The 26,704-nt window shown below is 68.7% G+C and carries 28 protein-coding genes; 14 read left to right on the top strand and 14 right to left on the bottom strand.

Going from position 1 to position 26,704, the window contains the following annotated elements:
* Nucleotides 1-6 precede the first annotated feature (6 nt).
* Complete coding sequence (locus ACFTZB_RS12400) at nucleotides 7-618, bottom strand: maleylpyruvate isomerase family mycothiol-dependent enzyme (protein WP_378431910.1); 612 nt, start codon at nucleotides 616-618, stop codon at nucleotides 7-9.
* A gap of 136 nt (nucleotides 619-754) precedes the next feature.
* Between ACFTZB_RS12400 and ACFTZB_RS12395 the strand changes: the two genes are divergently transcribed.
* On the top strand, nucleotides 755-2,035 hold the full coding sequence (locus ACFTZB_RS12395; protein ID WP_378431921.1) for an HNH endonuclease: 1,281 nt from the start codon (nucleotides 755-757) through the stop codon (nucleotides 2,033-2,035).
* Here ACFTZB_RS12395 and ACFTZB_RS12390 read toward each other — a convergent pair.
* Together ACFTZB_RS12390 and ACFTZB_RS12385 are read right to left on the bottom strand one after the other, a co-directional pair.
* Nucleotides 2,030-2,440, bottom strand: coding sequence for a PPOX class F420-dependent oxidoreductase (locus ACFTZB_RS12390; RefSeq protein WP_378431909.1), 411 nt, complete (start codon nucleotides 2,438-2,440; stop codon nucleotides 2,030-2,032). The genes ACFTZB_RS12395 and ACFTZB_RS12390 overlap by 6 nt on opposite strands.
* Nucleotides 2,437-3,612, bottom strand: a complete 1,176-nt coding sequence (locus ACFTZB_RS12385; protein ID WP_378431908.1) for a hypothetical protein — start codon at nucleotides 3,610-3,612, stop codon at nucleotides 2,437-2,439. The genes ACFTZB_RS12390 and ACFTZB_RS12385 overlap by 4 nt, the downstream gene beginning before the upstream one ends.
* A 94-nt stretch (nucleotides 3,613-3,706) precedes the next feature.
* Between ACFTZB_RS12385 and ACFTZB_RS12380 the strand changes: the two genes are divergently transcribed.
* A complete protein-coding gene (locus ACFTZB_RS12380) occupies nucleotides 3,707-4,339 on the top strand; it encodes a hypothetical protein (protein ID WP_378431907.1) in 633 nt (210 codons plus the stop codon).
* 6 nt (nucleotides 4,340-4,345) lie between these two features.
* Here ACFTZB_RS12380 and ACFTZB_RS12375 read toward each other — a convergent pair whose 3' ends face one another.
* Complete coding sequence (locus tag ACFTZB_RS12375) at nucleotides 4,346-5,581, bottom strand: type II toxin-antitoxin system HipA family toxin (RefSeq protein ID WP_378431906.1); 1,236 nt, start codon at nucleotides 5,579-5,581, stop codon at nucleotides 4,346-4,348.
* Nucleotides 5,581-5,829, bottom strand: a complete 249-nt coding sequence (locus ACFTZB_RS12370) for a helix-turn-helix transcriptional regulator (RefSeq protein ID WP_378431905.1) — start codon at nucleotides 5,827-5,829, stop codon at nucleotides 5,581-5,583. Before ACFTZB_RS12370 ends, ACFTZB_RS12375 begins: the two co-directional genes overlap by 1 nt.
* 198 nt (nucleotides 5,830-6,027) lie before the next feature.
* On the opposite strand from ACFTZB_RS12370, the gene ACFTZB_RS12365 reads away from it, so the two are divergent.
* Entirely contained in the window at nucleotides 6,028-6,798 is a 771-nt protein-coding gene (locus ACFTZB_RS12365; RefSeq protein ID WP_378431904.1) for a deoxyribonuclease IV, read from the top strand.
* On the opposite strand, the gene ACFTZB_RS12360 is transcribed toward ACFTZB_RS12365, so the two are convergent.
* Nucleotides 6,795-8,258 (bottom strand): SulP family inorganic anion transporter, encoded by a 1,464-nt coding sequence (locus tag ACFTZB_RS12360; RefSeq protein ID WP_378431903.1) that lies wholly within the window; start codon nucleotides 8,256-8,258, stop codon nucleotides 6,795-6,797. The two genes, ACFTZB_RS12365 and ACFTZB_RS12360, sit on opposite strands and share 4 nt — an antisense overlap.
* 98 nt (nucleotides 8,259-8,356) lie before the next feature.
* Here ACFTZB_RS12360 and ACFTZB_RS12355 point away from each other — a divergent pair, with 98 nt between their 5' ends.
* The 3 genes from ACFTZB_RS12355 to ACFTZB_RS12345 are packed head-to-tail and all read left to right on the top strand — an operon-like array spanning nucleotide 8,357 to nucleotide 10,582.
* Nucleotides 8,357-9,145: an amino acid ABC transporter substrate-binding protein gene (locus ACFTZB_RS12355; protein ID WP_276136135.1), complete on the top strand. Its 789-nt coding sequence runs from the start codon at nucleotides 8,357-8,359 to the stop codon at nucleotides 9,143-9,145.
* A gap of 10 nt (nucleotides 9,146-9,155) precedes the next feature.
* Nucleotides 9,156-9,824, top strand: coding sequence for an amino acid ABC transporter permease (locus tag ACFTZB_RS12350; RefSeq protein WP_378431902.1), 669 nt, complete (start codon nucleotides 9,156-9,158; stop codon nucleotides 9,822-9,824).
* Nucleotides 9,821-10,582 (top strand): amino acid ABC transporter ATP-binding protein, encoded by a 762-nt coding sequence (locus tag ACFTZB_RS12345; protein WP_378431901.1) that lies wholly within the window; start codon nucleotides 9,821-9,823, stop codon nucleotides 10,580-10,582. The genes ACFTZB_RS12350 and ACFTZB_RS12345 overlap by 4 nt, the downstream gene beginning before the upstream one ends.
* Before the next feature lie 4 nt (nucleotides 10,583-10,586).
* Here the strand turns inward: ACFTZB_RS12345 and ACFTZB_RS12340 are convergent, their stop codons facing one another.
* Nucleotides 10,587-11,081 carry a GNAT family N-acetyltransferase gene (locus tag ACFTZB_RS12340; RefSeq protein ID WP_378431899.1) on the bottom strand — a complete coding sequence of 165 codons (495 nt, stop codon included), beginning with the start codon at nucleotides 11,079-11,081 and terminating at the stop codon, nucleotides 10,587-10,589.
* Between the two features lie 120 nt (nucleotides 11,082-11,201).
* Between ACFTZB_RS12340 and ACFTZB_RS12335 the strand changes: the two genes are divergently transcribed.
* Nucleotides 11,202-12,449 (top strand): lipase family protein, encoded by a 1,248-nt coding sequence (locus ACFTZB_RS12335; RefSeq protein ID WP_378431897.1) that lies wholly within the window; start codon nucleotides 11,202-11,204, stop codon nucleotides 12,447-12,449.
* A gap of 3 nt (nucleotides 12,450-12,452) precedes the next feature.
* Here ACFTZB_RS12335 and ACFTZB_RS12330 read toward each other — a convergent pair whose 3' ends face one another.
* The 3 genes from ACFTZB_RS12330 to ACFTZB_RS12320 are packed head-to-tail and all read right to left on the bottom strand — an operon-like array spanning nucleotide 12,453 to nucleotide 15,635.
* Nucleotides 12,453-13,304, bottom strand: coding sequence for a patatin-like phospholipase family protein (locus ACFTZB_RS12330; protein ID WP_378431896.1), 852 nt, complete (start codon nucleotides 13,302-13,304; stop codon nucleotides 12,453-12,455).
* Between the two features lie 17 nt (nucleotides 13,305-13,321).
* Nucleotides 13,322-15,121: an AMP-dependent synthetase/ligase gene (locus ACFTZB_RS12325; protein ID WP_378431895.1), complete on the bottom strand. Its 1,800-nt coding sequence runs from the start codon at nucleotides 15,119-15,121 to the stop codon at nucleotides 13,322-13,324.
* Nucleotides 15,114-15,635 (bottom strand): MarR family winged helix-turn-helix transcriptional regulator, encoded by a 522-nt coding sequence (locus ACFTZB_RS12320; protein ID WP_378431894.1) that lies wholly within the window; start codon nucleotides 15,633-15,635, stop codon nucleotides 15,114-15,116. The genes ACFTZB_RS12325 and ACFTZB_RS12320 overlap by 8 nt, the downstream gene beginning before the upstream one ends.
* A 193-nt stretch (nucleotides 15,636-15,828) precedes the next feature.
* Here ACFTZB_RS12320 and ACFTZB_RS12315 point away from each other — a divergent pair, with 193 nt between their 5' ends.
* Together ACFTZB_RS12315 and ACFTZB_RS12310 are read left to right on the top strand one after the other, a co-directional pair.
* The gene (locus ACFTZB_RS12315) at nucleotides 15,829-16,332 is read left to right on the top strand and encodes a GNAT family N-acetyltransferase (RefSeq protein ID WP_378431893.1); all 504 of its coding nucleotides are present in this window, start codon (nucleotides 15,829-15,831) and stop codon (nucleotides 16,330-16,332) included.
* 68 nt (nucleotides 16,333-16,400) lie between these two features.
* The gene (locus ACFTZB_RS12310) at nucleotides 16,401-16,757 is read left to right on the top strand and encodes an antibiotic biosynthesis monooxygenase (RefSeq protein ID WP_378431891.1); all 357 of its coding nucleotides are present in this window, start codon (nucleotides 16,401-16,403) and stop codon (nucleotides 16,755-16,757) included.
* A 10-nt stretch (nucleotides 16,758-16,767) separates the two neighbouring features.
* Here ACFTZB_RS12310 and ACFTZB_RS12305 read toward each other — a convergent pair whose 3' ends face one another.
* Nucleotides 16,768-17,283: an SRPBCC family protein gene (locus ACFTZB_RS12305; protein WP_378431890.1), complete on the bottom strand. Its 516-nt coding sequence runs from the start codon at nucleotides 17,281-17,283 to the stop codon at nucleotides 16,768-16,770.
* A 126-nt stretch (nucleotides 17,284-17,409) separates the two neighbouring features.
* Between ACFTZB_RS12305 and ACFTZB_RS12300 the strand changes: the two genes are divergently transcribed.
* The 5 genes from ACFTZB_RS12300 to ACFTZB_RS12280 are packed head-to-tail and all read left to right on the top strand — an operon-like array spanning nucleotide 17,410 to nucleotide 24,626.
* Nucleotides 17,410-18,732 (top strand): SWIM zinc finger family protein, encoded by a 1,323-nt coding sequence (locus tag ACFTZB_RS12300; protein ID WP_378431889.1) that lies wholly within the window; start codon nucleotides 17,410-17,412, stop codon nucleotides 18,730-18,732.
* The gene (locus tag ACFTZB_RS12295) at nucleotides 18,729-20,204 is read left to right on the top strand and encodes a DUF5691 domain-containing protein (protein ID WP_378431888.1); all 1,476 of its coding nucleotides are present in this window, start codon (nucleotides 18,729-18,731) and stop codon (nucleotides 20,202-20,204) included. The genes ACFTZB_RS12300 and ACFTZB_RS12295 overlap by 4 nt, the downstream gene beginning before the upstream one ends.
* Nucleotides 20,201-21,304: an AAA family ATPase gene (locus ACFTZB_RS12290; RefSeq protein WP_378431887.1), complete on the top strand. Its 1,104-nt coding sequence runs from the start codon at nucleotides 20,201-20,203 to the stop codon at nucleotides 21,302-21,304. The genes ACFTZB_RS12295 and ACFTZB_RS12290 overlap by 4 nt, the downstream gene beginning before the upstream one ends.
* On the top strand, nucleotides 21,301-23,469 hold the full coding sequence (locus ACFTZB_RS12285; RefSeq protein WP_378431885.1) for a DUF5682 family protein: 2,169 nt from the start codon (nucleotides 21,301-21,303) through the stop codon (nucleotides 23,467-23,469). The genes ACFTZB_RS12290 and ACFTZB_RS12285 overlap by 4 nt, the downstream gene beginning before the upstream one ends.
* A complete protein-coding gene (locus tag ACFTZB_RS12280) occupies nucleotides 23,466-24,626 on the top strand; it encodes a VWA domain-containing protein (protein WP_378431884.1) in 1,161 nt (386 codons plus the stop codon). The genes ACFTZB_RS12285 and ACFTZB_RS12280 overlap by 4 nt, the downstream gene beginning before the upstream one ends.
* 8 nt (nucleotides 24,627-24,634) lie before the next feature.
* On the opposite strand, the gene ACFTZB_RS12275 is transcribed toward ACFTZB_RS12280, so the two are convergent.
* The 3 genes from ACFTZB_RS12275 to ACFTZB_RS12265 form a co-directional block, all read right to left on the bottom strand.
* On the bottom strand, nucleotides 24,635-24,838 hold the full coding sequence (locus ACFTZB_RS12275; RefSeq protein WP_012688808.1) for a hypothetical protein: 204 nt from the start codon (nucleotides 24,836-24,838) through the stop codon (nucleotides 24,635-24,637).
* Nucleotides 24,839-25,023: 185 nt separating this feature from the next.
* Complete coding sequence (locus tag ACFTZB_RS12270; protein WP_378431883.1) at nucleotides 25,024-26,151, bottom strand: acyl-CoA dehydrogenase family protein; 1,128 nt, start codon at nucleotides 26,149-26,151, stop codon at nucleotides 25,024-25,026.
* A 9-nt stretch (nucleotides 26,152-26,160) separates the two neighbouring features.
* Nucleotides 26,161-26,704: acyl-CoA dehydrogenase family protein (locus ACFTZB_RS12265; protein WP_378431882.1), on the bottom strand; the 544-nt coding region annotated here is incomplete at its 5' end.

The raw sequence follows: 26,704 nt of genomic DNA, 5'->3' as shown, positions 1-26,704 counted from the left end.
GACCGACTACAACGGGTCGCCCTCGACCCGTCCCGCCGGAAGCGTCCGGCCACAGATCGTGAGAGCGAGATCCTCTCCCGCTCCGCGCAATTCGGCACCCGAACCGTACGACCAGCCGAGGTCCGTGGCCCGCAACCAACGGCCCTCGATGTCGACACCGAAATTCGAGTGCCCACCGCCCGCCGTGAGGTCGTTGAGGACGATGCGGATCGTCGCCTCGGGCACGCGTCGCGGCACCCCCAGCGGCACCGTGACGTCGAGTCCGTGGATCACCACATGGTTGAGCGCGCCATGGTACCCGCCGCCCGGCGGAGTCCACCCGCGCATGGTGTCCGAACGCAGGTCGGCAACAAGATCCGACGTGGCCAATTCGGCATCGCTACGGGCGATCTCGTTGGACAGCCGGGTGAAATCGAAGTCGCACTCGCGCAGACGCGTCATGAACCGCTCCTCGGAGTAGCGCGCTGCCATGGTGACATGTGCGACCACTTCACGAATCCGCCAGCCCTCGCACAACGACGGCGTGTCCCATTCCGCATCCGAGATCCCGTCGAGGACGTCGGCCAGGGCCGAGAACTCGGTCGCGACCGCGCGCTGCAGGACGGCATCATCGGTCATCGCAGTCAGCTCCCATCAGATGTGTTCTCCACGATCACCGTAGACCGAAACGGCCGAGTATTGCGTCAGTCGAAGATGATTGGTAGATTCGAACAAAGTTTCGAACAACCTCGGGGGAGGGCTGGTCGTGGGGGGAATGGTGGCACCGGATCTGGAGGAGTTGCGGGCGTTCACGGCGCGGTTGCGGTGTGTCGAGGCGTGTGGTGATGCGGGGTTGGGGATCGAGTGGCTCGATGCGGTGGAGTCGTTGAAGTCGGTGGGGTGTGCGGTGCAGGCGGTGGTCACCGACGATGTCGCCACGTGCATGCGGGAGGACCGCAAAGCTCGGGGGTTGCCGCGGGCGGAGTGGGACCGGGGTATCGCGTCGCAGATCGCGTTGGCGCGCAGGGAGTCCCCGAATCGTGGCGGCCGGCATCTGGGGTTCGCTCAGGCGGTGGTGCACGAGATGCCGCACACCTTGGCGTTGCTCCGGTCGGGCCGGTTGAACGAATGGCGGGCGACCCTGCTGGTGCGGGAGACGGCGTGTCTGTCGGCTCACGATCGTGCGGTGGTGGATCGCCGGTTGTGTTCGGACCCGGCTGTTCTCGACGGGGTCGGGGACCGCGGGTTGGTCGCGAAGGCGAAGGCCCTGGCCGTGGAACTGGATGCCGCCGCGGTGGTGGCCCGGTACCGCAAGGCGGTCTCGGAGCGGCGGGTGACGACGCGGCCGGCGCCGGATTCGATGGCGTATCTGAGTGTCCTGCTGCCGATGGAACAGGCGGTCTGTTTGCAGGCGACCCTGGGTAGGGACGCGGACAGTCTCATCGCCACCGGGGGCAGTGGTGGCCGGACCCGGAGTCAGCTGATGGCGGACTTGTTGTTCGACCGCGGCACCGGGGCCTCGGTCGCCGATGGTGTGCCGGTGGCCGTGAATCTGGTGCTGTCGGACGAGACGCTGCTGGCGGGCGGGCACGAAGCCGCCCATATGCAGGGTTTCGGGACGGTGCCGGCGGGGATTGCGTGGCAGCTGGTGGCGGACGCCATCGATGGAGATACCGAGACGTCGTTGCGGCGGGTGTACGCCTGCCCGCAGACAGGGGCGCTGACGGCGATGGAAGCCCAATCGCGCACGTTCCCGAAGAGCCTGCGAAAGCTGATCGATCTGCGGGATCAGACGTGCCGGACTCCGTGGTGTGACGCCCCGATCCGCCATCACGACCACATCCGCTCACACGGCAAGTCAGGTGCAACCAGTGCGGACAACGGTTCCGGCCTCTGCGAGGCCTGCAACTACGCGAAGGAAAGCGACGGCTGGACCGCCCGCCCCGTACACAAACCCGACCGCACCCACCTCATCGACCTCGGCACCCCGACCGGACACCACTACCGCTCGGCAGCGCCGCCGCTCCCGACCCCGGCGCACCTGCGCGCGTCATGATGTGGCGATCTCCCTCTCGGTCGCCGGGGTGATCCGTAACAGCACCCGCGGCTTCTGCCGACGCGCGAGGACCCGTTCGACGAACATCACGATCCGGTATTCCAGGCCGTACACGTCCCGGATCGTGTCGGCCATCCGTCGGCTGGCGGACTCGTCGGTGACGATCTCGGCCACTGCGACAACCGGGGCAATCGCGGCGTCCACTTTTCCACGCCGAGAACACGGTCGAAGTTCGACGCTCGGGTTGTTGCGTAGCCGCTTTACCTTTCCGCTTTCCTCCGGAGTGGTGACGACGAGAGCGGCGCCATCGCGCGCGATCCAGACCGGCGTCGACACGGGTTCCCCGGACCTGCGGAAGGTGGTGAGGGAAACGAATGATTCGTCTCCCAGTGCTGTGAATGTCACTTGCTCCCACCCGACCAGGAAGTGAGTTCGGCGATGTCTCCGTGGAGGGCCGACTGGTACGTGAGCATCAGTTCCTCCACGCCGCCGAACTGGTCTCCGACGTTGTGGGTGTTCTCCGCCGACAATTCGCGGTCGCCGGAGCGTGCGATGAGTTCATCGATGCGGCTGTCGAGGCTCATCGCCCGATTGACCGCCAGCACGGACCGCAGTTGCACCTCAGCCCGGGACAGCAGGTCGCCGATCCTGGCAAGTGCGGCGACGCGGTCGACCAATTGATCCCATACCGGCTTCAGCGCGTTGCGCCTGGCCTCGATCTGTTGACGCGCACCGTCGGAATGGGTGGCGCGCAGCGCGTCGTCGAGTTCGATTCGGATTCCACGCAGCGCGACGGTGTCGACGGCGATCTGGGTCAGTTCCTCGGCGAGGTCGAGTTGATACCGCTGGACGGCGAAGTGCTCCGAATGCCAGACCGGGGAGCCGTCGATCCTGTCGAAGAGCATCCCCGCCAGGTAGAGCAGGGTGTCGTACGAGTCGGCGAATCTGTCGTTCTCGAAATCGACGCCCTTACCGATGGCGTCGGCGACGCGTCGCCCGACCGCGGCTATCGGGGTGTTCTCCGCTGCCTGACCGATCCGTTCCGCCGCGGTGCCGCGGGCGTAGTTGCCCGCGCGTTCGAGTGCGGTTCCGGCGATCGGCGCCGGTGTGCGTTGCAGCGCCCGGAACAGCGCCTCACGCTGTTCGAGATCCAGGTGAACACCGTCGCGCCGGTCCCGGCGCATCGCCCGGACACCGTTCCCGTAATGGGCGGGCGACATCACCACCGCGGACCGATACGACTGCAGTTTGCGGCCGAGCTCGGTGGCACGGTACTTGAACAGCAGTTGCGCAGGTCCGGGACGCAGGCTGTCGGTGCGCCGGGCCACCTGGTGGTGCTCGTCCGTGAGCAGACGCAGCGCTCCGAAGCCCCCGATCGACGGAATCGTGCGGCCCGCGCGTCGCCGGTTGGTGAGCACCTGCCGGGTGGTCGGATCGAGATATCCGGCAGCGATCAGCACGGCGGCAGCGTCCGACAGCGGGGCATGCGTGCCCGTGATCGCGGATAGTTCACACCATTGGCGGACCTGCACCGAGATGCGGGCGCGCCGCTCCTCGTACTGGGTGCTTTCCGACATCGGACCTCCTGGCAGTTCGCTGATCACCACTGTCCCAGAATTTCGCCCGACGCGCCGCGACGCCGAAGGCCGTGTGCGGTTCTACGCTCTCCCCATGACCTACACGGTGCGTGCGGTACTTCTGTTCGCGGTGGTGGCAGTGGTGGTGGCCGGTTGCGCCCGCTCCGTCGACGGTTCCCCCGAGACCGGCGCCGTCGCGGGGCCGGCGACCACATCCGCAACCACATCGGCTGTGACGACCGCCCCGAAGACCACCACCGCGACCCCGAGCTCCACCACCACGGCCCCGAGGTCAACGACAACCACCACCACACCCGCCCCGGCCGACCCGCAGGCGTTTGCCGGCAGCGCGGCGGGGAGTTATTACTTCACGACGCCGAGCACCAAGTTCCACTGCGCGATCCTGACGGGCGGCGACCTCCCGACCGCCGGATGCCACGGGCCGATGCCGGCGTCGGCGCCGAAGGTCCCGGGTGCGGGTGCGTCCGGGACCCCGGTCACACCCAACGCGATCGAGGTCACCGGCGGCCGCCCCGGTCAGTTCGCCAGTGCCGGCGACCCGCGGTTCTACCCCCTCGACGGGTCGGCCGCCCCCGCACTGTCGTACGGACGTGCGTTGCAGGTGAACGACCTGACGTGTCTCGTCGACGAGTCCGCCGGGGTGACGTGCCGCAGCGAGGCCGGTCACGGATTCACGCTCTCGGACAGCGCGTTCCGGGTGTGGTGAGCCGGCTCAGCCCAGTTCGTCCGAACGTCGTTCCATCAGTGTGCGCAGCAGTGTGTTCTCCTTCGCGGTGAAGCCGATCGACTCGATGTCCCCGATTCCACGCCCGATGCCCTTGCGGACGCCGTCGAGCATTCTGGTGACGGCGCGTTCGGGAACACCGAGCCGGCCCCCGCATTCGACGAAGTGCCTGCGGTTGAGTTTGTTCGCCTTGCCGTAGAAGTCGAGGGCCATCGGGTCGCGCCACCCGAGGTACGGCTGGGTGCAGAGCAGGTCGTAGGCGGGTGTCACGCTCCACAACCCCGATTCGGCGAGCTGTACCGAGAAGTTCTTGCCGTGCAGGTCGCCGTTGCCGATCGCGTACGAATAGGCCACCAGCCGAAGCAGTTCCAGGGTGGCGACCCGCGCCGAACCACCGCCGCGCTCGCATACCCCGGCGAGTGCGGTGATCACGTTCTCGGTCTTCAGCCGGTACTTGGCAGCAGGGAACATCCCCATCACCTGGCACGCGTCCTCCTGGGGGGTGCGGATGATCCGGCCGGACGCATCGACGCGCCGGTCGAAACGCGCGACGAGCAGGCCGGCATTGCCCTTGCCGTCGTGCACCAGCTGGTGGTCGGCGACGGGCAACCCGCACTGCGCGGCGAGTCCCATGAAGAAGTGCTCGTTCTCGACCAACTGCGGGTACCCCTGCGGGGGTGAGAGTTTGAGAATGGCCGGGCCCTTCTCGGTCGCGATCGGGGTCGAGTACATCTGGGCCGACACCTTCGCCTGCACCCCGGGCAGAGAGGTGGGGTCCAGTTTCACGGCCTCGTGCCCCGACATGTGCTCGAACAACGCCCGCAGGTCTTGGCGCTCGATCGCGTCGGGGTCGAAGACGGGTGCGGTCTCGGGCGGCGGCACTCCTGCGGGCAGGACGCGCACGTCGCCGATCGTGTCGGCTCCGACCGCCATCAGGATCGTGAGGTGATCGTCCTCGGACGTCTTGGTGGCCGCGACCGCACCCCGCAGCCGGATCCCCTCGGGGAGGAGCCCCGCGAAGAACGGCGGGACGCTGCCGCCGCTGGCGCGCACGTCGGTCGACGAGGTGGGGATCGTCCACGCGACCTGTGGGGCACCGGGATCCTGCAGGTACGGGGGGTCGTAGTGGAAGACGACGTCACCGCCCTCCCGCACGAGAGTGCCCGCGAGGCGGTCACCCTTGTAGACGTCGGCCCGGTCGACGCCGCTGAGGTTCTCGACCATCAGACCGTCACCTCCGCACCTGCGCGGGTGACGAGCGCCAGACGGCATCCCATGGCGTCTGCGACGGCGTCGACGAGATCCAGCTGGACTGTCCCGCGACCGGATTCGATCGACTGCACACTCGACCTGGACACCCCGGCCAGGTCGGCGAGCTCTGCCTGGGTCAGCCCGAGTTGGTGTCGCCGTGCCACGAAGCCGTCGGAGATCCCGCCGGTCTCGGTTCGCTCGCGGCGGCGTGGGGTCGCCATGGCAGCCTCCCTGATCGCTCAGTGCTTGTCGACGGATGCTTAACGTCAGTGTGCGCCGATTCTGCGCCGAAGTCCATGCCTATGACTGCGGACGCAGGCTTAAGGATGGAAGTCGAGGAAGAAAACGCTGCACTCCCCCTTACGCCTGCGATCGCAAGCACAGCCCTTGTCTCGGCACCCACCCCCTACCCTGGTTAGATGCGCATAGGAGCACACGTCCGCCAGGACGAAGATCCGATCGGATACGGCGAACGGCTCGGCGCCGACGTCATTCAGATGTTCCTCACGGACCCGCAGAAGTGGGAGAAACCCCCGACGCATCCGCGGACCGACGAGATCCGCGACAGCCCCATCGACGTGGTCGTGCACTCGTCGTACGTGATCAACGTGGCCAGCCTCAACAACCGGCTCCGGATGCCCTCGCGCAACGCCGTCGCGCAGCAGGCCCAGGCCGCCGCCGACATCGGCGCGTTCGGGCTGGTGGTCCACGGCGGGCACGTCCGCGACGGCGAGGACGTGAGCGCGGGGGTCGTCAACTGGCGCAAACTCTTCGAACGCCAGGCCGACAAGGGCGGATTCCCGGTTCCCATCCTCATCGAGAACACGGCAGGCGGCGACTTCGCGATGGCCCGGCACTTCGACGCAATCGACCGGCTGTGGCAGGAGGTCGGCGATTTCGGCGCCGGCTTCTGCCTCGACACCTGCCACGCGTGGGCGGGCGGCGAGGACCTGGTGGGGGTCGTCGAACGCATCAAGGCCATCACCGGCCGCATCGACCTGGTGCACCTCAACAACTCGCGTGACGAGTTCGACTCGGCACGCGACCGGCACGCCAACCTCGCCGACGGAACCATCGACCCCGAACTGCTCGCCGAGGTCGTGCGGACCGCCGGCGCGCCCGTCGTCCTCGAGACGCCCGAGGATGGGCTGGCCGACGACCTCGCGTATCTGCGGGAGACCGTCGGTTAGTCGCCCAGCCGGCCGGTCAGCCTGCGGTACCGCTCCTCGCTGACCGGATTCAGGCCCTCCACGGTGACGTCGGTGCCGCGGCTCGCGTACTTCGTGGTGATGCCGTCGAGCGCGGCCACGGTGGAGGCGTCCCAGATGGTGGCGCCCGACAGATCGATGACCACGCGGCCGGGGTCGTCCGCATAGTCGAACGAGAACACGAGGTCGTTGGACGAGGCGAAGAACAGCTGGCCGCTCACCTGGTACGTCTTCACGTCGCCGTCGAGTTCGCCGCGCACGTCCACCATGTGCGCCACGCGGCGCGCGAACAGCACCATCGCGACGAGCACACCGACACCCACACCGATCGCGAGATTGTCCGTGGCCAGGGTGCCCGCGACGGTGCTGAGCATCACCAGCGTCTCGCTGAGCGGCATCCGCCGGAGTGTGCGGACGCTGTGCCAGTCGAAGGTCGTGGCGGCCACCAGCACCATCACGGCGACGAGCGCCGCCATCGGAATGGTTCCCACCACGTCGCCGAGACCGACCACGAGAATCAGCAGAAACGCACCCGACAGGAACGTCGACAACCGGGTTCGGGCACCGCCGGTCTTGACGTTGATGATGGTCTGTCCGATCAGGGCGCACCCGCCCATGCCGCCGAAGAGCCCGGTCACGATGTTCGCGACGCCCTGCCCCCACGACTCACGTGTCTTGTCCGAATGCGTGTCGGTGACCGAGTCCACGAGTTTGGCGCTCATCAATGATTCGAGGAGTCCGACGACGGCCATCGCCAGCGCGAACGGCGCGATGATGCGCAGGGTGTCGACCGTGAGCGGAACGTCCGGCAGCCCGATCAGCGTCGGCAGGCCGTCGGGCAGTTCGCCCTGATCCCCGACCGTGGGCACCGCGACACCGGCGAGGACGGTGAACGCGGTGAGTCCGACGATCACGAGCAGCGGCGCGGGCACGGCCGTGGTCAGCCGGGGAATCCACACGAGCAGCGCCAGGCCGGCGGCGAGGAGCGCGTACACCGCCCACGGCACGTTTGTCAGATACGGGAACTGGTGCACGAAGATGAGGATTCCCAGCGCATTGCAGAAGCCGACCATCACACTGCGGGGCAGGAACCGCATGAGCCGCGCCACGCCGAAAACGGCGAGGACGATCTGCATCGCACCGCCGAGGAAGACCGCCGCGACGAGGTACTGCAACCCGTGCGACGCCATCAGCGGGGCCAGCACCAGCGACACCGAACCGGTGGCCGCGGAGATCATCGCGGGACGGCCGCCGGTGAACGCGATGGTCATCGCCATGATCGCGGCGGTGAACAAGCCCACCCGCGGATCGACACCCACGATGATGGAGAACGACAACGCCTCCGGGATGAGGGCCATCGCCACGACGAGCGCGGACAACGACTCGATACGAAACACTGTCGGATGCAGCCACACCGGCCGTCGAAGAGCGAGAGAGGGCACGGAGAGACAATCCTTCTTTTCGAGGGGAACCAGAAGATCCTATCCGGGCCGCGTTCGACCAGTACGGTTAGCTGATCCGCCGACAGAGGAGGAACACCGTGCGACGCACACTTCCGGCCGCCCTGATCGCCGTCCTGACCGCACTGTCGCTGGCCGGGTGCGGAAGTTCCGATTCGGGGCCGGTGATCGACCAGGTACGCGAATCGGGCGTCCTGAAGGTCGGCACCGAGGGCACGTACACACCGTTCAGCTACCAGGGTCCCGACGGTCAGCTCACCGGGTACGACGTCGACGTCATCCGCGCGGTCGGCGACAAACTCGGCGTGTCCGTCGAGTTCACCCAGACCCCGTGGGACTCCATCTTCGCGGGACTCGAGGCGAAACGCTACGACCTCGTCGCCAACCAGGTGACCGTCAACGACGAGCGCACCCAGAAGTACGACCTGTCGACGCCGTACACCTACTCCGAGGGTGTGATCGTCACCCGCGCCGACGACAACTCGATCACCTCGCTCGCCGACCTGAACGGCAAGACGACGGCGCAGTCCGCGACGAGCAACTGGGCGCAGGTGGCCAGGGACGCGGGCGCGAACGTCGAATCCGTCGAGGGCTTCGTACAGGCCATCACGCTGCTGAAGGACGGCCGGGTCGACGCCACCGTCAACGACAATCTGGCCGTCGCCGAATACCAGAAACAGACCGGTGACACCGGGGTGAAGGTCGCCGCCGAGACCGGCGACACGAGCGAGCAGGCGTTCGCGGCCCGCAAGGACAGCGGCCTGATACCCGACATCGACAAGGCCCTGGACGAACTGCGCGCCGACGGAACTCTCGCACAGATCTCACAGAAGTACTTCGGCACCGACGTGTCGGCACCGACCAACTGAGAGCCCGCCCGTGGACGACGCAACGGTCCAGCTGATCCTGGACAACCTGTGGCCGATGCTGAAGGCCACGATCACCATGACGATTCCGCTGACGATCATCAGCTTCACCATCGGTCTGATGATCGCGTTGCTGGTGGCGCTCGCCAGGATCTCGTCGATCAGACCGCTGTCGATGCTGGCCCGCTTCTACGTCTCCATCATCCGCGGCACCCCGCTGCTGGTGCAGTTGTTCATCGTGTTCTACGCGCTGCCACAGTTCGGTGTGACGCTCGAACCGTTCCCGGCCGCGGTGATCGCGTTCAGCCTCAACGTCGGCGGCTACGCGGCCGAGGTGATCCGGGCGGCGATCCTGTCGATCCCCAAGGGACAGTGGGAAGCCGCGCAGACCATCGGCATGGGCTACACCACCACGCTGCAGCGGATCGTGCTGCCGCAGGCCACGCGGGTGGCCGTCCCGCCGCTGTCCAACACGCTGATCTCACTGGTGAAGGACACGTCGCTGGCGTCGACGATCCTGGTGACCGAACTGCTGCGCGTCGCCCAGCTCGCGGCCGCACCGACGTTCGACTTCTTCGCCCTCTACGGCATCGCCGCGCTGTACTACTGGGCGATCTGCATCTTCCTGTCGGCCGTCCAGATCCGGCTCGAAGCCCGACTCGACAGGTATGTGGCCCGATGACCGACACCCCTCCCCTGCTTCAGGTATCCGGCGTCGAGAAGTCGTTCGGCGACCATCACGTTCTGCGCGACATCAGCTTCGACGTCGGGGCGGGCACGGTGACCGTCATCATCGGACCGTCGGGCTCCGGCAAGACGACGGTGTTGCGGACCCTCAATGCCCTGGACGTGGCGGACCGCGGGGTGATCTCCATCGGCGACGAGTCGGTGGACTTCGGCGCCGAGGTGGGCCGGTCGGCGCTGGCCAGGTTCCGCGCGCAGAGCGGCATGGTGTTCCAGGCCCACAACCTGTTTCCGCACAAGACGGCGATCCAGAACGTCACCGAGGGCCCGATCGTGGTGCAGAAGCGGCCCAAGGCCGAGGCGCGTGCGGACGCGCTGCGGTTGCTGACGCAGGTCGGTCTCGCGGAGAAGGCGGACCAGTACCCGTACGAGTTGTCGGGCGGCCAGCAGCAGCGGGTCGGTATCGCCCGGGCGCTCGCCCTGAAGCCGAAACTGATGCTGTTCGACGAGCCCACGTCCGCGCTCGACCCCGAACTGGTCGGCGAGGTGTTGCGGGTGATCCGGGATCTCGCGACCGAGGGCTGGACGATGGTGATCGTGACTCACGAGATCCGGTTCGCGCAGCAGGTGGCCGACCAGGTGCTGTTCGTCGACAACGGTGTCGTACTCGAACGCGGCACCCCGAAAGACGTACTCGTCAATCCGACCAGCCCGCGACTACGGCAGTTCCTGCACCGGATCCTCGACCCGCTGTGAACGGTCAGCGCAGCGCCTTCTCCATGAGCACGACGCTCGGCCACTCCACGTCGAAGTCCCGGCGACCCACCAGGAAGAACCCCTGCTCCTCGTAGTAGTCGCGGAGCCGGGAGTTGGTTTCGACGCAGTCGATTCGCACGACGGACGCGTCCTCGGAGCGGGCGTGCTCGTCGACCCACCGCAGCAACTGGGCACCCAGTCCGGCGCTGGCGTGCCTACGGTCGGTCATGACCCGGGCCACGTATGCGGCCGGAATGTCGTCCTCGAGCCACACGTCCGGATCGGATCGCAGCACCCGGAGCGCACCCACCACGATCCCCGCGAACAGCGCGACACGCCATTCCCCGAACTCGATCTGCTCACGCACGTCGGCGAGCGAGACCTCACCGCGGGCGGGCGGATCGATTTCCCTGGCCAGGAGCCAATCCTCTGCGTCCCAGTGCATCTGAACGATGTCTTCAGCCTGCTCGAGTTCTGCCCGCTCCACGGTGACCGCCATGCACACACAGTAACCATCCCGCTGCGAAAACAAACCACCGCTGTAGCCGTGTCTATCTGGGACGATGTGACTGGAGTTACAGTTACATCCTGGGACAGTTACCTCAGGGCGGTGGTAGCGATGAACCTGTTTCGTGCGGTGGTCCTGATGACACTGTCCACCTGTGCGGCCGCGTATGTGTGCACCCACCCTCCGCGTGCGGCCGCCCAGCCCCTCGGGCCCGAATCCATTCTCCCGTCCCCCATCCTGGACGACGACTTCTTCGTCTGGCCGCCGAACGTCGCGGAGTTCGCGGCCGGCGACATCATCCGCTCACGGGAAGTGACGCTCCGGGCGGTACCGAACCCCCTCGTCCCGCACCGTGCACACCAGATCATGGTGCGTTCCAACGATTCCAAGGACCGCCCCGTCCCGGTGACCGCGACGGTGCTGGTGCCGACGGCGGAGTGGACCGCGCCGGGTCCGCGACCGGTTGTCGACTACAACATGCCCATCGACTCGCTGGGCGCCCGGTGCACCCCGTCCTACAAGATGGTGCACGACTGGCAGACCCTCGACCTGGACATCCCACCGGTGCTCTCGCTCTTCCTCGCGAAGAACTACGCGGTGCTCGTGCCGGACCACCAGGGACCGCGGATGGCGTACAGCGCGGGGCGGATGGCGGGTCATGCCGTGCTCGACAGCATCCGCGGCATGAGGCAGGTTCCCGGCCTCGGGCTGTCGGACAGCCCGGTTCTCGCGACCGGATACAGCGGTGGTGCGATCGCCACCGGCTGGGCGGCGCAACTGCAGCCGACGTACGCGCCGGACGTGCAACTCGCCGGCGCCGCCGCGGGCGGAACACCCGCCGATTTCGGGTTGCTCCGCAGGACGATGAACGGCCAGCTCGGTTCGGGTGTGTACCTGTCCGCCGTCCTCGGGCTCGCCCGCGAATACCCGGAGATGCTGATGCTGGCGAATCCGCTCGGTGTGGCGCTGGCGACGTCGCCGTTGAAGGACCAGTGCATCCTGGCGCTCGCGCCGGCCGGGGTCGCCTCGCTGCCCGCCGAACTGTTCGCCGCGGTTCCCGACCCGTTCGGCAATCCCACGGCCCGAACGGTGGTCGCCGAGAACAGGATGGGCGCGCTCACCCCGACCGCGCCGATGCTGCTGTATCACGGGTCGTCGCGAGTGTTCCTCGGCGACGAGTGGATTCCGGAGGACGGGGCGATCACACTGCAGCAGGAGTGGTGCCGCGGCGGTGCCGACGTCACGTACGCGCCGCAGTTCGGCGAGCACCTCACCGCCGCCGTGTTCGCGCTGCCCGAGGTGGTGCGCTGGATCGACGACCGGCTGGCGGGAGTGCCCGCGCCCGCGGGGTGCCGCTGACGGCTATCGGTGCACGTGCGGCAGCAGCAGATCGGCCTGACCGACCGCGGCGACGCGCGCCTCGTCGAGCCACGTCGCGGTCTGCTCCCGCGCCCGCGTGATCAGTTCGTCGGCGTCGCCGAAGTCGGCGGGACTCGTGTCCAGCGGGCACAGCGGCGGCACCACCCGGATGTCCGCGACGCTCTCGTACCGTTCGATGTCGAGCGCGAGCCGCTGATTGATCGCGAGCGTCACCCCGAGCAGCCCCATACCCAGCGCGCTTCCGGGGACCTTCGACAGGGTGCAGGCGTACCCGGTGGGGAGCACCCACACGGTCGTCGCCCCCAGTTCGATCGCATGGGAGATGGGGGTGTTGTTGACGACCCCGCCGTCCATCAGCGCCCGGCCGTCGATCACCACGGGCGGGAGGAGGCCGGGCAACGACGCGCTGGCGGTGACGGCATCGACGGCAGGCCCCGTCGACAGCCGGACGTCCTTGCCGGTGAGCACGTCGACGGCGATGACGTGCAACGGGATCGGCGCATCCTCCATCCGTTCGAATCGCAGATGCTGCTGCAGCAACTTTCTGATGGCGCGGTTGGAGACCAGGTGGTTGCGGAGTCCGACGAACCCGGTGAATCCGGTGAGCAATCCGGCGGGAAACACCGCGCTGCGGGTGAGACCGCGCCACAGGTCGGCCAGTTCGCGCAGGTCCGCGTCGGAGGAACCGCCGGCGAGCCAGGCGCCGTTGAGCGCGCCGACGGACGTGCCGACGATGAGGTCCGGCCGAATTCCCCTGCCGATCAGGGTCTGCAGCATTCCGACCTCGATTGCCCCGAGGCTCGCCCCACCCGACAGAACGAAAGCTGTTGTCATGCCGCCACCGTAGCCGGTCAGCCCCGGCGGTACAGGCTCGCGATGTCGGCCGCGAAACGCTCGGTCACCACGGGCCGCTTGATCTTCAGGGTGGCGGTCAGCTCCCCGTCGGCCTCCGTGAGGTCGCGGTCCAGCACGACGAACCGTTTGATCGACTCCGTGTGCGAGACGGTGGTGTTCGCGTCGTCCACGGCGTCCTGCAGGTCTCCGCGCAGTTCCTCGTCGTCACGCAGGTCCGCTACCGTGGCTTCGGACGGCCTACCGTGCGCGGCCTTCCACTTGCCGAATTCCTGCGGATCCACGGTCAGCAGGGCCCCGATGAACGGGCGGCCGTCGCCCACCACCACCGCCTGCGAAACGAGGGGATGCGAGCGCAGCCGGTCCTCGAGCGGACCCGGTGACACGTTCTTGCCGCCTGCGGTGATCAGCAGATCCTTCTTGCGACCGGTGATGGTGAGATATCCGCTCTCGTCCAGGTCGCCGAGGTCGCCGGTGCGAAACCAGCCGTCGTCCAGCACTTCCCGCGTGGCGTGTTCGTTGCGCCAGTAGCCGCCGAACACGACACCGCCGCGCAGTTCTATCTCGCCGTCCTCGGCGACGCGCACACTGTTGCCGCCCAGCGGCCGGCCGACCGTCCCGATCCGCTGGGCGCCGGGAACGTTCACGCAGTGCGCGGCCGTCGATTCGGTGAGTCCGTAGCCCTCGTAGACCGGAACCCCGATGCCGCGGAAGAAGTGGCCGAGCCTGGGCATGAGTGCTCCACCACCCGAGATCGCCCACCAGCAGTCGCCGCCCAGGGCAGCACGGAGTTTCGCGTAGACGAGTTTGTCGGCGACCGCGTGCTCCAGCCGGAGCCGCAGCGGCGCACCGCCGGTGTCCTGGGCCTCGCTGTACGCCACCGCCGTGGCCTCGGCGAAGTCGAAGATCCGCTTCTGCAGGCCGCCACCCGACGCCGCCTTGCGCGCCGCACCGTCGCGCACCTTCTCGAACACCCGGGGAACACCGAGGATGGTGTTGGGCCGGAAACGCTCGAATTCACCCGTGACCGTGCCGAAGTCGGACCAGTGCGCCTGCGTCGCCCCGCCTTCGAACATCGCCAGCGACACCGCGCGCGCCAGCACGTGCGCCAGCGGCAGGAACGTCAGCACCCGGTTGCCGGGCCGGGCGACGTCGCCGATCGGCGCCGCGAGCAACGACCGCACCTCCGACAGAAAGTTCCGGTGGGTGAGGATGCAGCCCTTCGGACGGCCCGTGGTGCCGGACGTGTACGCGAGCGAGGCGAGATCGTTGGCGGTCAACGCCACCACCCGCTTGAACACCTCGGAATCGTCGATCGGCAACCCGTCCGTGATGAGCGTGCCCACCGCGTCCTCGTCGATGGTGAGGATCCGCTTCAGCGTGTACGGGATACCGTCACCTTCGAAACTCGACGCGTGGGCCGGGGTCTCCACGAGCGCTGCCACCGCCCCCGAATCCTCGATGATCCACCGGATCTGGTCGTGCGAGGAGGAGTCGTAGATCGGAACGGACGCCGCGCCCGCCGCCCAGATCGCGTAGTCGAGCAGCGACCATTCGAAGCGTGTCGACGACAGCAGCGCCACCCGGTCGCCGGGCCGGACTCCGTTGGCGATCAGACCCTTCGCGACCCCGATGACGAGTGCGCCGAAGTCCTTGGCCGTCACGTCGACCCACCCGCCGGACTCCGGACGCGTGTACATCACCCGATCCGGGTAGCTCTCGGCGTGCGCGAACACCCGGAGCACGGCGTTTTCGTGGTCCGACACGGTGAACGTCGGGGCGGTGGTGTACTCACGCACGGGCGTCGTCTCCGATGCTGTCGTCTGTGTCGCCGCCCTGGCGGAACTTGCGGAGGTGCCGGGCGAACGCGGCGATCTCGCCGTCCGACCAGGAGGCCACCCGGTCGCGGACTTCCTCCACCCGGCGGGCGTCCGCGCCGGCCAGCACCGCGACTCCGCCATCGGTGAGGCTCAACGGGTGACCACTGCGCAGCGGTCCCGGTTCGGCGTGCACCCAGCCCTCGTCGATGCAGCCCCGGAGTTGACGCGACACGGTGGAGCGGTGCACGCCGAACGCGTCCGAGATCTGGGTGGCCCGGCATCCTGGATTGCGGGCGACGAAGGACAGCAGCGAATGTTGAGCGAACGTCGGGGATCCGACGGGAGGACGGTCACCGGCGACCAGCTGCCGGACGAGGCGGACGAGTTCGTCATGGACGGCCACCACGCCCGATGCGGGCGTTTCCTCAGGCTCGACCTCGTTGTGTTGCACACCGCAACTATATCCGACCACCCTGGCGTCGACCACCCGCACCCCCGCTCCCGTTGTCCTTCGCTCGACTCACGTTCTGCCCATACTGCTACCGATGGGCCGGAAATTCATTCGGCCGCAAACGTCATACGGTCACAATTGGAGAACGCTTTTCGCACACCGCTACCGGCCGGACAACGGTGGCGCCGGAAAAATTCCGTTGCGGTCGGCAGCCCCGCCGATGCACTGTGTGCGCATGCTGATCAGACGCGAGAACCCGGGCGACGTCGACGCGGTGGCCGAGGTGCACCGGCAGGCCTTCGACGGCGACGCTCCCGTCGAGGTCGGACTCGTGACCCGGCTGCGGTCGAGCGACGACTGGATTCCGCAACTGGCCCTCGTCGCCGAGATCGACGGAGCCGTCGTCGGCCACGTCTGCCTGACCCGCGCGACCGTCGACTCCACCGACGTACTCGCACTCGGCCCGATCGGCGTCCTCCCCCGTCTCCAGCGCGACGGGGTGGGTTCGGCGCTGATGCACGCCGCGCTCGGCGGCGCCGACGCCAGGGACGAACCGCTCGTCGCATTGCTCGGTCACCTCGACTACTACCCGCGGTTCGGATTCGTCTCCGGAACGTCGGTCGGGATCGAGCCGGACCAGCCGTCGTGGTCGTCCCACTTCCAGGTCCGCCGACTCGCATGCTGGGATCCGTCCATCACCGGCACGTTCCGGTACGCCGCACCCTTCTACGACCTGTGACGTCGAATCCGCTGGTAGTTTGAGGTGAACATGTCACGGGGGTGAGCCGGAACCGAGGTAGGGACACGATGGAGAACGCGGCCGAGTACGCCGGAGCAGGCGAGCCTGTGGATGCGTCCGTCACGACGACCATCGTCCGCCGGGTTCTCCGCGGCTGCGACGAGGAGTTCGCCGACTGGATTCAGACCGGCCTCGGCCTCGCCCGGCTGTTCCCCGGGTTCCTCGGCGGCGGGTGGCTCAAGGAGAGCAGCACCTCCGATGTCTGCGTGATCGTCCTGAAGTTCGAAACCCAAGCCGCACTCGACAACTGGTTGACGTCTTCACTGAGGAACGGGTGGCTCAGGACCGGCGGCAACATCGCGGTCGAGGCGCCGAACGAGCCGGCGTCGAACGTGGAGAGCCTGTTCGAACGTCCTCGGCGCTGACGAACCGCCGTCAGGCGGACTCCCCCGGGATCGGGGCACCCGACGGCATTCCCTCGGTGAGATAGGTCTGATAGAACGGCCGCCAGTCCGCGGACGCATCGCGGCCGTGACCGGATGTGTCCGCCCCGTCGAGGTGCCGGTCGAGGTCGGCGAGGCAGACACTCCACCCGGCGGCGTTCCTGGCCGCAGTGTTGCGGACCTCGAGCACATTGACGAGCGTCAGTGCGCACCCTTCCGCGGTCGGCTCGACCTCGAAGTGAATCTCGTCCCCGCCCCAGGTGAACGCCAGTGTGCACGGCGCACCGTAGACGAGGACCGTCCCCGTCTCGGGGTCGCTGTGCGGGTCCGGGAAGAATTCGATGTCGCCGCCGGCGTAGGTGTCGAGCCGGACCCGTGACGGAAACCAGTGTGCGAGTTCGTCCGGCTCGGACACGGCCTCCCACAGCCTCTGGACGGCGAACGGGTACGTGCACCGGAACCGCACGGCAGGACGACCCTTGAACTCGAAATACCTTCCGTGAATCACCGGCCCACTCCTCGCTGTCGTACCTGACGACAGCTTGACACGGGAGACCGGCGTCCACACCGAAGTTCGCGGACATTCCGCGCACCCTCCTCCCTTTCTGTCGGACAACTCCCCTACGGTGGCGGAGTGACGTCGCCTTGGTCGGAGGGACAGGTCGCATCGGTGGCCCCCGATGCCGGCTCGCTCGCTGCCGCCGCAAAGCTGTCGGCCGCGTGGTCGCAGACGGGCGGCAACGGCGACGCACTGTGGGGACTGTGTCAGGGCAGCGGCAAGAGCCCCTATCGATCGGTCGTCGACCTCACCGGTCCGGCGTATCACTGCTCGTGCCCGAGCCGGAAGTTTCCGTGCAAGCACGCGCTCGGCCTGCTGCTGATCTGGTCGCAGGGCCGGGTCCCGGAGCAGTCCGAGCCGCCCGAGTTCGCGAACGACTGGCTGAGCCGGCGGGCCGGGCGGGCGGCCGTGCCCGCGGCGGCGCCCACGAGGACGGCCGGTGCGAAGGCCACCGAACGCCGGGCGGAACGAGTGGCGGCAGGACTCGACGAACTCGACCTGTGGCTCACCGACCAGGTCCGGGGCGGGCTCGGCGCGGCCGACATCTCGGCTTCCGCGTTCGACGCCATCGCGGCCCGCATGGTCGACGCGCAGGCGCCCGGAATCGCGTCCACGCTGCGCCGACTTCCGATCGTCGTGGCCACCCGGACCGATTGGCCGGACCGGTTGCTCCGCGAATACGCCAGACTGCACCTGCTCGTCGCCGCCCATCGCCGTCTGGGCGAACTACCGGAACCGTTGCAGGCATCGGTGCGTTCGCACGTCGGCTATCCGGTGGCCACCGACAGCGTGCGCGCCGAACCGGGAGTCCGCGACCGGTGGATGGTCCTGGGCATGCAGACCACCGAGGAGAAGCGGCTGTTCACCCGCAAGGTGTGGTTGTTCGGCCGCGACCACGGTCGCCGCGCGATCCTCCTGGACTTCGCACACGGTTCCGCCCACTTCTCGACGGTGATCCCGCCGCTCGGATCGCTCGTCGACGCCACCCTGCACTTCTACCCCGGCGCCGCGCCGCTGCGTGCCCAGTTCGGCGACACCCACGAAACTCCGGAACCATTCACCACACTCGCGCCCAGCGACATCGACACCGCACTCGACGACTTCGCCGCCGCGGTCGGCGCCGACCCGTGGATCCGCTCGTGGCCCGCCCTGCTCACCGGTGTCACCCCGGCATACGACGACGGGAGCTGGTTCGTCGTCGACGGGCAGGGACGCGCGCTCCCGCTGTCCGGCGATGACCCGGTCCTGTGGCGGCTGCTCGGAATGTCCGGGGGCAGTCCCGTCACCGTGTTCGGGGAGTGGACGAGCAACTCCCTCGTTCCCGTGTCGGTGTTCGATCGCGGCGACGTGTACCCGCTCGTGGCCGCCGCACCGTCGACCGCGGGGAGCCGCCGATGAGCGAACTCCTGTCCGCGGCGCTGCTCGGCACGGCACGATCCGTCCCCTCGTTCGAGGGGCTGGCCACCGGCGAACTGGCGCAGTCGGTCGGCGGCGACCCCGCGGAGACCCTGCTGGGCGCCGCCGCGCTCGAAAACGCGTACCGCGACGGCGGAGTCGCCGCCACCACCCGCGTGCTGCCCGCGCCCGCCGAGGAGGATCCGAGGCTCCAGTTGCCGCCCGCGGCCGCGGCGCACCTGATGCAGTTGCTCGCCGCCAAGTCGTGGACGCTCGCCGAGTGGTTCGCGGTGGTCGCCGAGCGGGGATACCGTGCGCCCGATCATCTCGTCGCCGACCTGATGACGGTGGCGCGCACGAACGACACCCACCGCGAGAGCATCCTGCGATTGACAGGCCCCCGGGGCCAGTGGCTCGCCGCCCGGAACCCGGACTGGTCGATGCTGATCCGGCGGTCCGATCGCACCGACGTGTGGACGCACGGCGCGCACCAGGAGCGGCTGCTGTGGCTCACGACGATGCGGGCGGTGAACCCGGCGATCGCGACGGCCGAACTGCACCGCACCTGGGATTCCGAACGCGGCGAGCACCGGGCGGCGTTCATCGCGGTCCTGGGCACAGGGCTCGGCGACGCCGACTCCGACCTGCTCGAGCACGCACTCGACGACCGGCGGAAGGAGGTGCGCCAGCAGGCGGTCCAGTTGCTGCGGCAGCTGCCGAACTCCGCGTACGCCGAGCGGATGGCCGCCCGCGCCCGCGCATGGGTGCGGGTGGAGAAGAAACCGCTGCGCACCCGTCTCGTGGTGAACATGCCCGGTTCCCTGGACGATTCGGCCCGTCGCGACGGAATCGAGGACGTCCACTTCAAGAACAAGGGAATCCGCAGCTGGTGGTTGCGGATGGTGGTCACCGCCGCCCCCTTGTCGGTGTGGGAAGGCATGATCGGCTCGGCCTCCGGCGCGTGGGAGATCCGGATCGAAGACCAGTGGCGGGAGGTGATGATGGAGGCGTGGACCAACGCCACCGTGCTCCAGCGCAATCCGCGGTGGGCGTCCGCCCTGCTGCACCGAGAGGGACGGAAGACCGAGCGTCGCGTGGTGCCGATCGTCCCCGCCCGCGAACGCCTCACCTACATTCTGTCGGGCCACGCGGACAGCTATCTGCTGGGCGTCGACGGCGCCGCACTGTTCGAGGGGCTGCCCCACCCGTGGCCGCTCGACCTCGCCGAGCGGGTGATCGCCCGCCTCGAGGACGTGGCCGGGCGGCACGCCGAGACCGGCAAGGACCTCGGGCAGTTCTCCCGGCACAGCCACTACTCCACCCTCCGCAGCGCAGAGACGCACTTCCCGTTCGCTGCGGCGGCGCTGCTCCGGGCGGCCGCCGAACGCACCCGTGACCCGGGCTGGCAGCAGGCGTTCGCCACTGTCGCAGCCAACATCGACCATCGCAGAACAGTCCTGAAGGAGCTCGAGTGACCGAGATCGCGGCCGGCCCGGCCGACCTGCTACGACCCCACGCCGAGCAGGCCTACGCCGACGAACTCGCCGCCCTCGCCGCGCAGGACACCCGGCCCCGGCCACCGTCGTGGAAGTTGTCGCCGTGGGCGGTCGTGACGTACGTGCTCGGCGGCGAACTCGACGACGGCACCGTCATCACCCCCAAGTACGTCGGTCCGCGGCGGCTGATCGAGGTCGCGGTCGCGACGCTCGCGACCGACCGCGCGCTGCTTCTGCTCGGCGTGCCCGGAACCGCCAAGACGTGGGTGTCCGAACACCTGTCGGCCGCGGTGTCCGGTGAGTCGACCCTGCTCGTCCAGGGAACGTCGGGCACACCGGAGGAGGCCATCCGGTACGGCTGGAACTACGCGAGGCTCCTCGCCGAGGGCCCGAGCGCGGGCGCACTCGTTCCGTCCCCGGTCATGACGGCCATGCAGGGCGGCCGGATCGCACGGGTCGAGGAACTGACCCGCATCCCTGCCGACGTGCAGGACGCGCTCATCACCGTGCTGTCGGAGAAGACACTGCCGATCCCCGAACTGGGCACCGAGGTGCAGGCCACCCGGGGTTTCAACCTGATCGCCACCGCCAACGACCGCGACCGCGGCGTCAACGACCTGTCGTCCGCGCTACGCAGGCGTTTCAACACGGTGGTCCTGCCCCTGCCCGCTGACGAGGAGGACGAGGTCGCCATCGTCGCGCGGCGGGTCGAGCAACTCGGGTCCGCGCTGGAACTGCCGGCGGTCCCCGCGACGGACGACGAGATCCGGCGCGTGGTCACCGTGTTCCGAGAACTGCGGTCCGGCGCCACGAGCGACGGCCGCACCAAGCTGAAGTCGCCGTCCGGAACGCTGTCGACGGCGGAGGCGATCTCCGTGGTCACCAACGGACTCGCCCTCGCCGCGCATTTCGGCGACGGCGTGCTCCGACCCTCCGACGTCGCCGCGGGCATCCTCGGTTCCGTGCTGAAGGATCCGGTAGCCGACAGGGTGGTGTGGACGGAATACCTCGAGGCCGTGGTCCGCGAACGGGACGGCTGGGCCGACTTCTACCGGGCGTGCCGCGAGGTCACCGGGTGAATTCGGACATTCGTGTCTTCGGCATCCGCCACCACGGGCCCGGTTCCGCACGATCGGTGCGTCGCGCCCTCGACGAGTTCGTCCCCGACGCCGTCCTGATCGAAGGGCCCGCCGACGCCGATCCGCTGGTCGCGTTGACCGCGTCCGACACGATGGAACCCCCGGTGGCACTACTCGCGTTTGCCACCGCCGAACCCCGGACGGCGGCGTTCTGGCCGTTCGCCGTGTTCTCCCCGGAGTGGCAGGCCCTGTCGTGGGCGGCCGGACATGGCGTCGACGTGCGCTTCTGCGACCTACCGGCCGCCAATACCCTCGCCGCCGACCGCACCGAATCCCGTTCCGAGGATCCGCTGGCCGCGCTGGCCGCGGCTGCCGGCTACGACGACACCGAACGCTGGTGGGACGCCGTCATCGAATCCGGTTCGGGAACTGACTCGTTCGACGCGATCACCGACGCCATGACCGCGCTGCGCGGCACCGTCGAACTCGACGAACCCACCAGCAGACGCGAGGCGTACATGCGCCAGACCCTGCGGAAGGTGATCAAGGGTGGTGCCGTGCGGATCGCGGTGGTGTGCGGCGCCTGGCACGCCCCGGCACTCGCCGGACCCCTCGGACCGGCCACCGCGGACGCACGAATCCTCAAGGGAATACCCAAGATCAAGACCTCGCTGACGTGGGTGCCGTGGACGCACTCGCGGCTGTCCACGGCGTCCGGATACGGCGCCGGCATCACCTCCCCCGGCTGGTATCACCACCTGTTCACCGCCCCGGACCGCACGATCACCCGATGGCTCACGAAGGTCGCGCGGGTGCTGCGGGACGAGGACCTTCCCGTGTCGAGTGCGCACGTCATCGAATCCGTCCGTCTCGCAGACACGTTGGCCGCGTTGCGGGCGCGGCCGCTGGCCGGTCTCTCCGAAGTCACCGAAGCCACCCGCGCCGTGATGTGCGACGGGGACGACGTCCTGCTCGACCTGATCACGCGTCGCCTCGTCGTCAGCGAGGCCCTCGGCGCCGTCCCGGACGACACCCCGACGGTTCCGCTCGACGCCGACCTGCGCGCCCGGGCGAAGACCCTGCGCCTGAGGCAGCAGGCCACCGAGAAGACCATCGACCTCGACCTCCGCCGGGACAACGACGTCGCGCGGTCCCGGCTCCTGCACCGCCTGCAGATCCTCGGTGTCGACTGGGGCACCCCGGCCGACAGCGACGTCCGCGGCACCGGCACGTTTCGTGAGACGTGGTCGCTCACCTGGCAACCCGAACTGGCGGTGTCGATCATCGAGGCGTCGCTGTGGGGCACCACCGTCGAGGCCGCGGCCACGGCGAAGGTCCGCGAGGAGGCGGCGGCCGGTGACGTCTCCCTCGCCGGGCTCACCGGGCTGCTCGAGCAGGCGCTGCTGTCGGATCTCGGCGACGCCCTGGCCGAACTGTTGCGCGCGCTGGAAACCGCGGCCACGCTCGACCACGACGTCATGCACCTGATGGACGCGCTGCCCGCGCTGACGCGGACCCTGCGGTACGGCGACGTCCGCGGCACCGACGTCTCGTCCCTCACCCGCGTCACCGACAGCCTCCTCGTCCGTATCTGCGCGGGACTGCCGTCGGCGATGTCCGGTCTGGACGACGACAGCGCGCTCGACGTGCGTCGCGCCGTCGACGACGTCCACGCGGCGGTGATGCTGCGCGACGACGACCGCGCGTCGGCGCGCTGGCTCGGCACGCTCACCGGTCTCGCCGACCGCAGCGACGTGAACGGCCTCGTGATCGGGCGCATGGTCCGACTACTCCGCGACGCGGGCGCCGTCAGCGAAACCGAGGCCGCCACCCGGCTGTCGCGGGCGCTGTCCGTGGGCGCCGACCCGTCCGCCAAGGCCGGGTGGGTCGACGGATTCCTCGGCGGCGGAGGCCTGCTGCTGGTCCACGACCGGCAGCTGTTGCGACTGCTCGACGGGTGGGTGTCGGGGCTGCGCGAGCAGGATTTCGTCGACGTGCTGCCGCTGCTGCGGCGCACGTTCGGCAGCTTCGAAACCGGGGAACGCCGGGCCATCGGGCAATCCGTGGAGGGCGGCTCCACGGCCGATGCTCCCGCCGAGGTCGATGCCCGGCGCGGCACCGTCGCGATCCGCACCGTCGCCGACATCCTGGGGGTGACGTCGTGACGGAGGACGCGGATCGGCTACGACGGTGGCGGCTGCTGCTCGGCAACGCCGCCGAGGAATCCACCGGCGGACTGGCATCCAGGACGGACGCGGCGATGGACGGCGCACTGGCCGCGCTGTACGACACCAGCAGCGAGGGGTCGAAGAGCCGCCGGCGCACTGCGGGTCTCGGCGGATCGGCACCGAAGGTCGCACGCTGGCTCGGCGACATCCGCACCTACTTCCCGAGCAGCGTCGTGCAGGTGATGCAGAAGGACGCCATCGACCGGCTCGGCCTCACCCAACTGCTCCTCGAACCCGAACTGCTCGACGCCGTCGAACCGGACGTCCACCTCGTCGGCACCCTGCTCAGCCTCAACCGGGTGATGCCCGAGACCAGCAAGGCCACCGCCCGGATGGTCGTCGAGAAAGTGGTCCGGGAGGTGGAGAACCGCATCGCGCAGAAGACCAGAACCGCCGTCACCGGCGCCCTCAACCGCTCCGCCCGGACCACCAATCCCCGGTACCGCGACATCGACTGGAATCGCACGATCCGCGCCAACCTCGCGCACTACCTGCCCGAGCACAAGACGGTGGTGCCGGAGCGGTTGCTCGGCTACGGCCGCCGATCGCAGGCCGTGCACCGCGACGTCGTCCTCGCCGTCGACCAGTCCGGTTCGATGGCCTCGAGCGTCGTGTACGCGTCCGTGTTCGGCGCGGTGCTCGCGTCGATGCGCGCGCTGAAGACGTCGCTGGTCGTGTTCGACACGGCGGTCGTCGACCTCACCGACAGGCTGTCCGATCCCGTCGACGTGCTGTTCGGCACGCAACTCGGCGGCGGCACCGACATCAACCGGGCCATCGCGTACAGCCAGTCACTGATCGACAGGCCGGCGGAATCGTTGTTCGTGCTGATCTCGGACCTGTACGAGGGCGGGATCCGCGCGGAGATGCTGCGCCGGATGGCGGCGATGAAAAACGCCGGGGTCCAGGTGGTGGTGCTGCTGGCGCTGTCCGACGACGGCGCCCCGTCCTTCGATCACGACAACGCGGCAGCCCTCGGTGCGCTCGGCATTCCCGCGTTCGCCTGCACGCCGGACAAGTTCCCGGAACTGCTGGCGCTCGCACTGGAACGCGGCGACATCGGCAGGTGGGCGGACGGGCTCCAGCTGGCGTGAGGGCGGGGTCAGCCGGCGGCCATCCGGCGCTCGCTGTGCAGTTCGGGGTGCGCGTCGGCACGGATCCTGAGCAGGACCAGACCGGACACCGACGCGACGATCAACGACGCGACCGTCCACGGGACGTGCAGTTCGGAGATCCCGACTCCCGCACCGACGAGTCCCACGACGAGCAGGCTCCACATGATCGCTTTGACTGGACCGGACCCCATGACAACGCTCCTTCACCGAGATACGTACATCCTTCGTGAGTTCTGATGTGCGCGCAGAACGTTAGCTGCGTCACACCGGGGTCCTGGTGCGACACGTCGAAAACGCTCTTTCCGATACCAATCCGAGACCTGGACCCGTGAGTACTTCCTAACCGCGGGCGGTTGAGAAGTACTCACGGGTGGGGCTAGATGATGCTGACGGTGCCCTGGGTCGTCGCCGCGGCGAGCACCCGCAAGTGGTCGTCGGAGCCGCCGAGGGTGTGCTCGATGGCGGTCAGCCGGCTCACGTAATGGCCGACCGGGTACTCGGCGGTCATGCCGATGCCGCCGTGCATCTGGATCGCTTCCTGCCCGATCGTCCGCGCCGACCGGCCGATTTGCAGCTTGGCGCGGGACGCGACCACCGGGTCGACGGTTCCGTCGGCCAGCGACATCGTGGCGTAGAGGCTCATGCTGCGGGCCAGTTCCAACAGCACGTACATGTCGGCCGCGCGGTGGGTGAGCGTCTGGAACTTCGCGATCGGGACGCCGAATTGCTTGCGGGTCTTCAGGTACTCGGTGGTCAGCCGCAACGCCTCCTCCATCGCGCCGACGGCCTCCGCGCACAGCGCCGCCTGCGCCCGGATGTGTGCGCCCTCGATCGCTGCAGACGCGTCGCCGCCCTCACCGAGCGGCTCGGCCGGGGTGCCGGACAGTTCCACCTGCGCGGCCCGCAGTCCGTCGTGGGTCGCGTAGGGGGTGCGGGTCAGGCCGTCGGCGTCGCCGTCGACGAGGAACAGTCCGACCCCGCCGTCCGGGAGTGCCGCGCTGACGACCAGGGTGTTCGCGCTGCCGCCGTGCGGAACAGGATTCTTCGTACCCGTCAGGGTCCACGCGTCGCCGTCCTTCTTCGCGGTCGTGGACAGCCGGGCCGACGGCCAGCGCACGCCCGGTTCCCGATCGGCGAAGGCCAGCAGGAGGGTGCCCTCGGACACGTCCGGGAGAATCCGGCGACGCTGCTCCGCGCTGCCGGCCGCAGCGATCAGGCCGCCGGGCACGAGCACGGCGTCGAGGACCGGTTCGGGGGCGAGGCGGCGGCCGATCTCGGTCATCACCGACGCCACCTCGACGGGTCCGGCGCCCATTCCCCCGTCTTCCTCGTCGAAGCTCAGGCCGAGCAGCCCCACCTCGGCGAGTTGCTTCCACACCTGCGGGCTCCACCCCTGCTCGGTGTCGGTGACGGCGTTGCGCTTCTCCGCGTCGTAGCTACGGCCGAGCAGTTCACGGGTGGTGTCGCGCAGCAGTTTCTGTTCGTCGGTCAGTTCGAAGTCCATGTCACGCCCTCACAATCCGAGGATCGAGGAGGCGATGATGCTGCGCTGCACTTCGCTCGATCCGCTGTAGATGGAAACCTTGCGGTAGTTCAGATAGGTCGGTGCCGTCCGCTGCGCCCAGAGCGGTGAGGAGATGCCGTCACCGGCGGCGAAGGGCAGGGAGTCGGGGCCCGCGACGTCGGTCAGCAGTTCGAGTGTCGCCTGCTGCAGTTCGGATCCGCGCAGCTTCAGCAGCGACGACGCCGGGTTCGGCTTGCCGTCGGCCGAACTGGCCACCACCCGCAGCTGGGTGAGTTCGAGCGCGATGATCTCGTTCTCCAGTTCCGCGATGCGGGCGGCGAACAGCGGGTCGTCGAGCAGCGTCCCCTCGCCGACCGAGATCTCCGCGGCACGCTTCTTCGCCTGCGCGAGCCGGACCTTGGAGAATCCCAGGCGGGTGACGCCGGCGCGCTCGTTGCCGAGCAGGAACTTGGCGTAGCTCCAGCCCTGGTTCTCCTCACCCACGAGATTCTCGGCGGGCACGCGCACGTCCTCGAAGAAGACCTCGTTGACC

The sequence above is a fragment of the Rhodococcus sp. NPDC057014 genome (assembly GCF_042673295.1).
Taxonomy (GTDB): domain Bacteria; phylum Actinomycetota; class Actinomycetes; order Mycobacteriales; family Mycobacteriaceae; genus Rhodococcus_F.
This window is presented reverse-complemented; position numbering and strand designations above follow the sequence as displayed.

Coding starts and splice junctions, on each gene's coding strand:
- ACFTZB_RS12400 (WP_378431910.1), bottom strand. CDS start 618: ATGACCGATGATGCCGTCCTGCAGCGCGCGGTCGCGACCGAGTTCTCG.
- ACFTZB_RS12395 (WP_378431921.1), top strand. CDS start 755: ATGGTGGCACCGGATCTGGAGGAGTTGCGGGCGTTCACGGCGCGGTTG.
- ACFTZB_RS12385 (WP_378431908.1), bottom strand. CDS start 3,612: ATGTCGGAAAGCACCCAGTACGAGGAGCGGCGCGCCCGCATCTCGGTG.
- ACFTZB_RS12380 (WP_378431907.1), top strand. CDS start 3,707: ATGACCTACACGGTGCGTGCGGTACTTCTGTTCGCGGTGGTGGCAGTG.
- ACFTZB_RS12375 (WP_378431906.1), bottom strand. CDS start 5,581: ATGGTCGAGAACCTCAGCGGCGTCGACCGGGCCGACGTCTACAAGGGT.
- ACFTZB_RS12370 (WP_378431905.1), bottom strand. CDS start 5,829: ATGGCGACCCCACGCCGCCGCGAGCGAACCGAGACCGGCGGGATCTCC.
- ACFTZB_RS12365 (WP_378431904.1), top strand. CDS start 6,028: ATGCGCATAGGAGCACACGTCCGCCAGGACGAAGATCCGATCGGATAC.
- ACFTZB_RS12345 (WP_378431901.1), top strand. CDS start 9,821: ATGACCGACACCCCTCCCCTGCTTCAGGTATCCGGCGTCGAGAAGTCG.
- ACFTZB_RS12340 (WP_378431899.1), bottom strand. CDS start 11,081: ATGGCGGTCACCGTGGAGCGGGCAGAACTCGAGCAGGCTGAAGACATC.
- ACFTZB_RS12335 (WP_378431897.1), top strand. CDS start 11,202: ATGAACCTGTTTCGTGCGGTGGTCCTGATGACACTGTCCACCTGTGCG.
- ACFTZB_RS12330 (WP_378431896.1), bottom strand. CDS start 13,304: ATGACAACAGCTTTCGTTCTGTCGGGTGGGGCGAGCCTCGGGGCAATC.
- ACFTZB_RS12315 (WP_378431893.1), top strand. CDS start 15,829: ATGCTGATCAGACGCGAGAACCCGGGCGACGTCGACGCGGTGGCCGAG.
- ACFTZB_RS12310 (WP_378431891.1), top strand. CDS start 16,401: ATGGAGAACGCGGCCGAGTACGCCGGAGCAGGCGAGCCTGTGGATGCG.
- ACFTZB_RS12295 (WP_378431888.1), top strand. CDS start 18,729: ATGAGCGAACTCCTGTCCGCGGCGCTGCTCGGCACGGCACGATCCGTC.
- ACFTZB_RS12275 (WP_012688808.1), bottom strand. CDS start 24,838: ATGGGGTCCGGTCCAGTCAAAGCGATCATGTGGAGCCTGCTCGTCGTG.
- ACFTZB_RS12270 (WP_378431883.1), bottom strand. CDS start 26,151: ATGGACTTCGAACTGACCGACGAACAGAAACTGCTGCGCGACACCACC.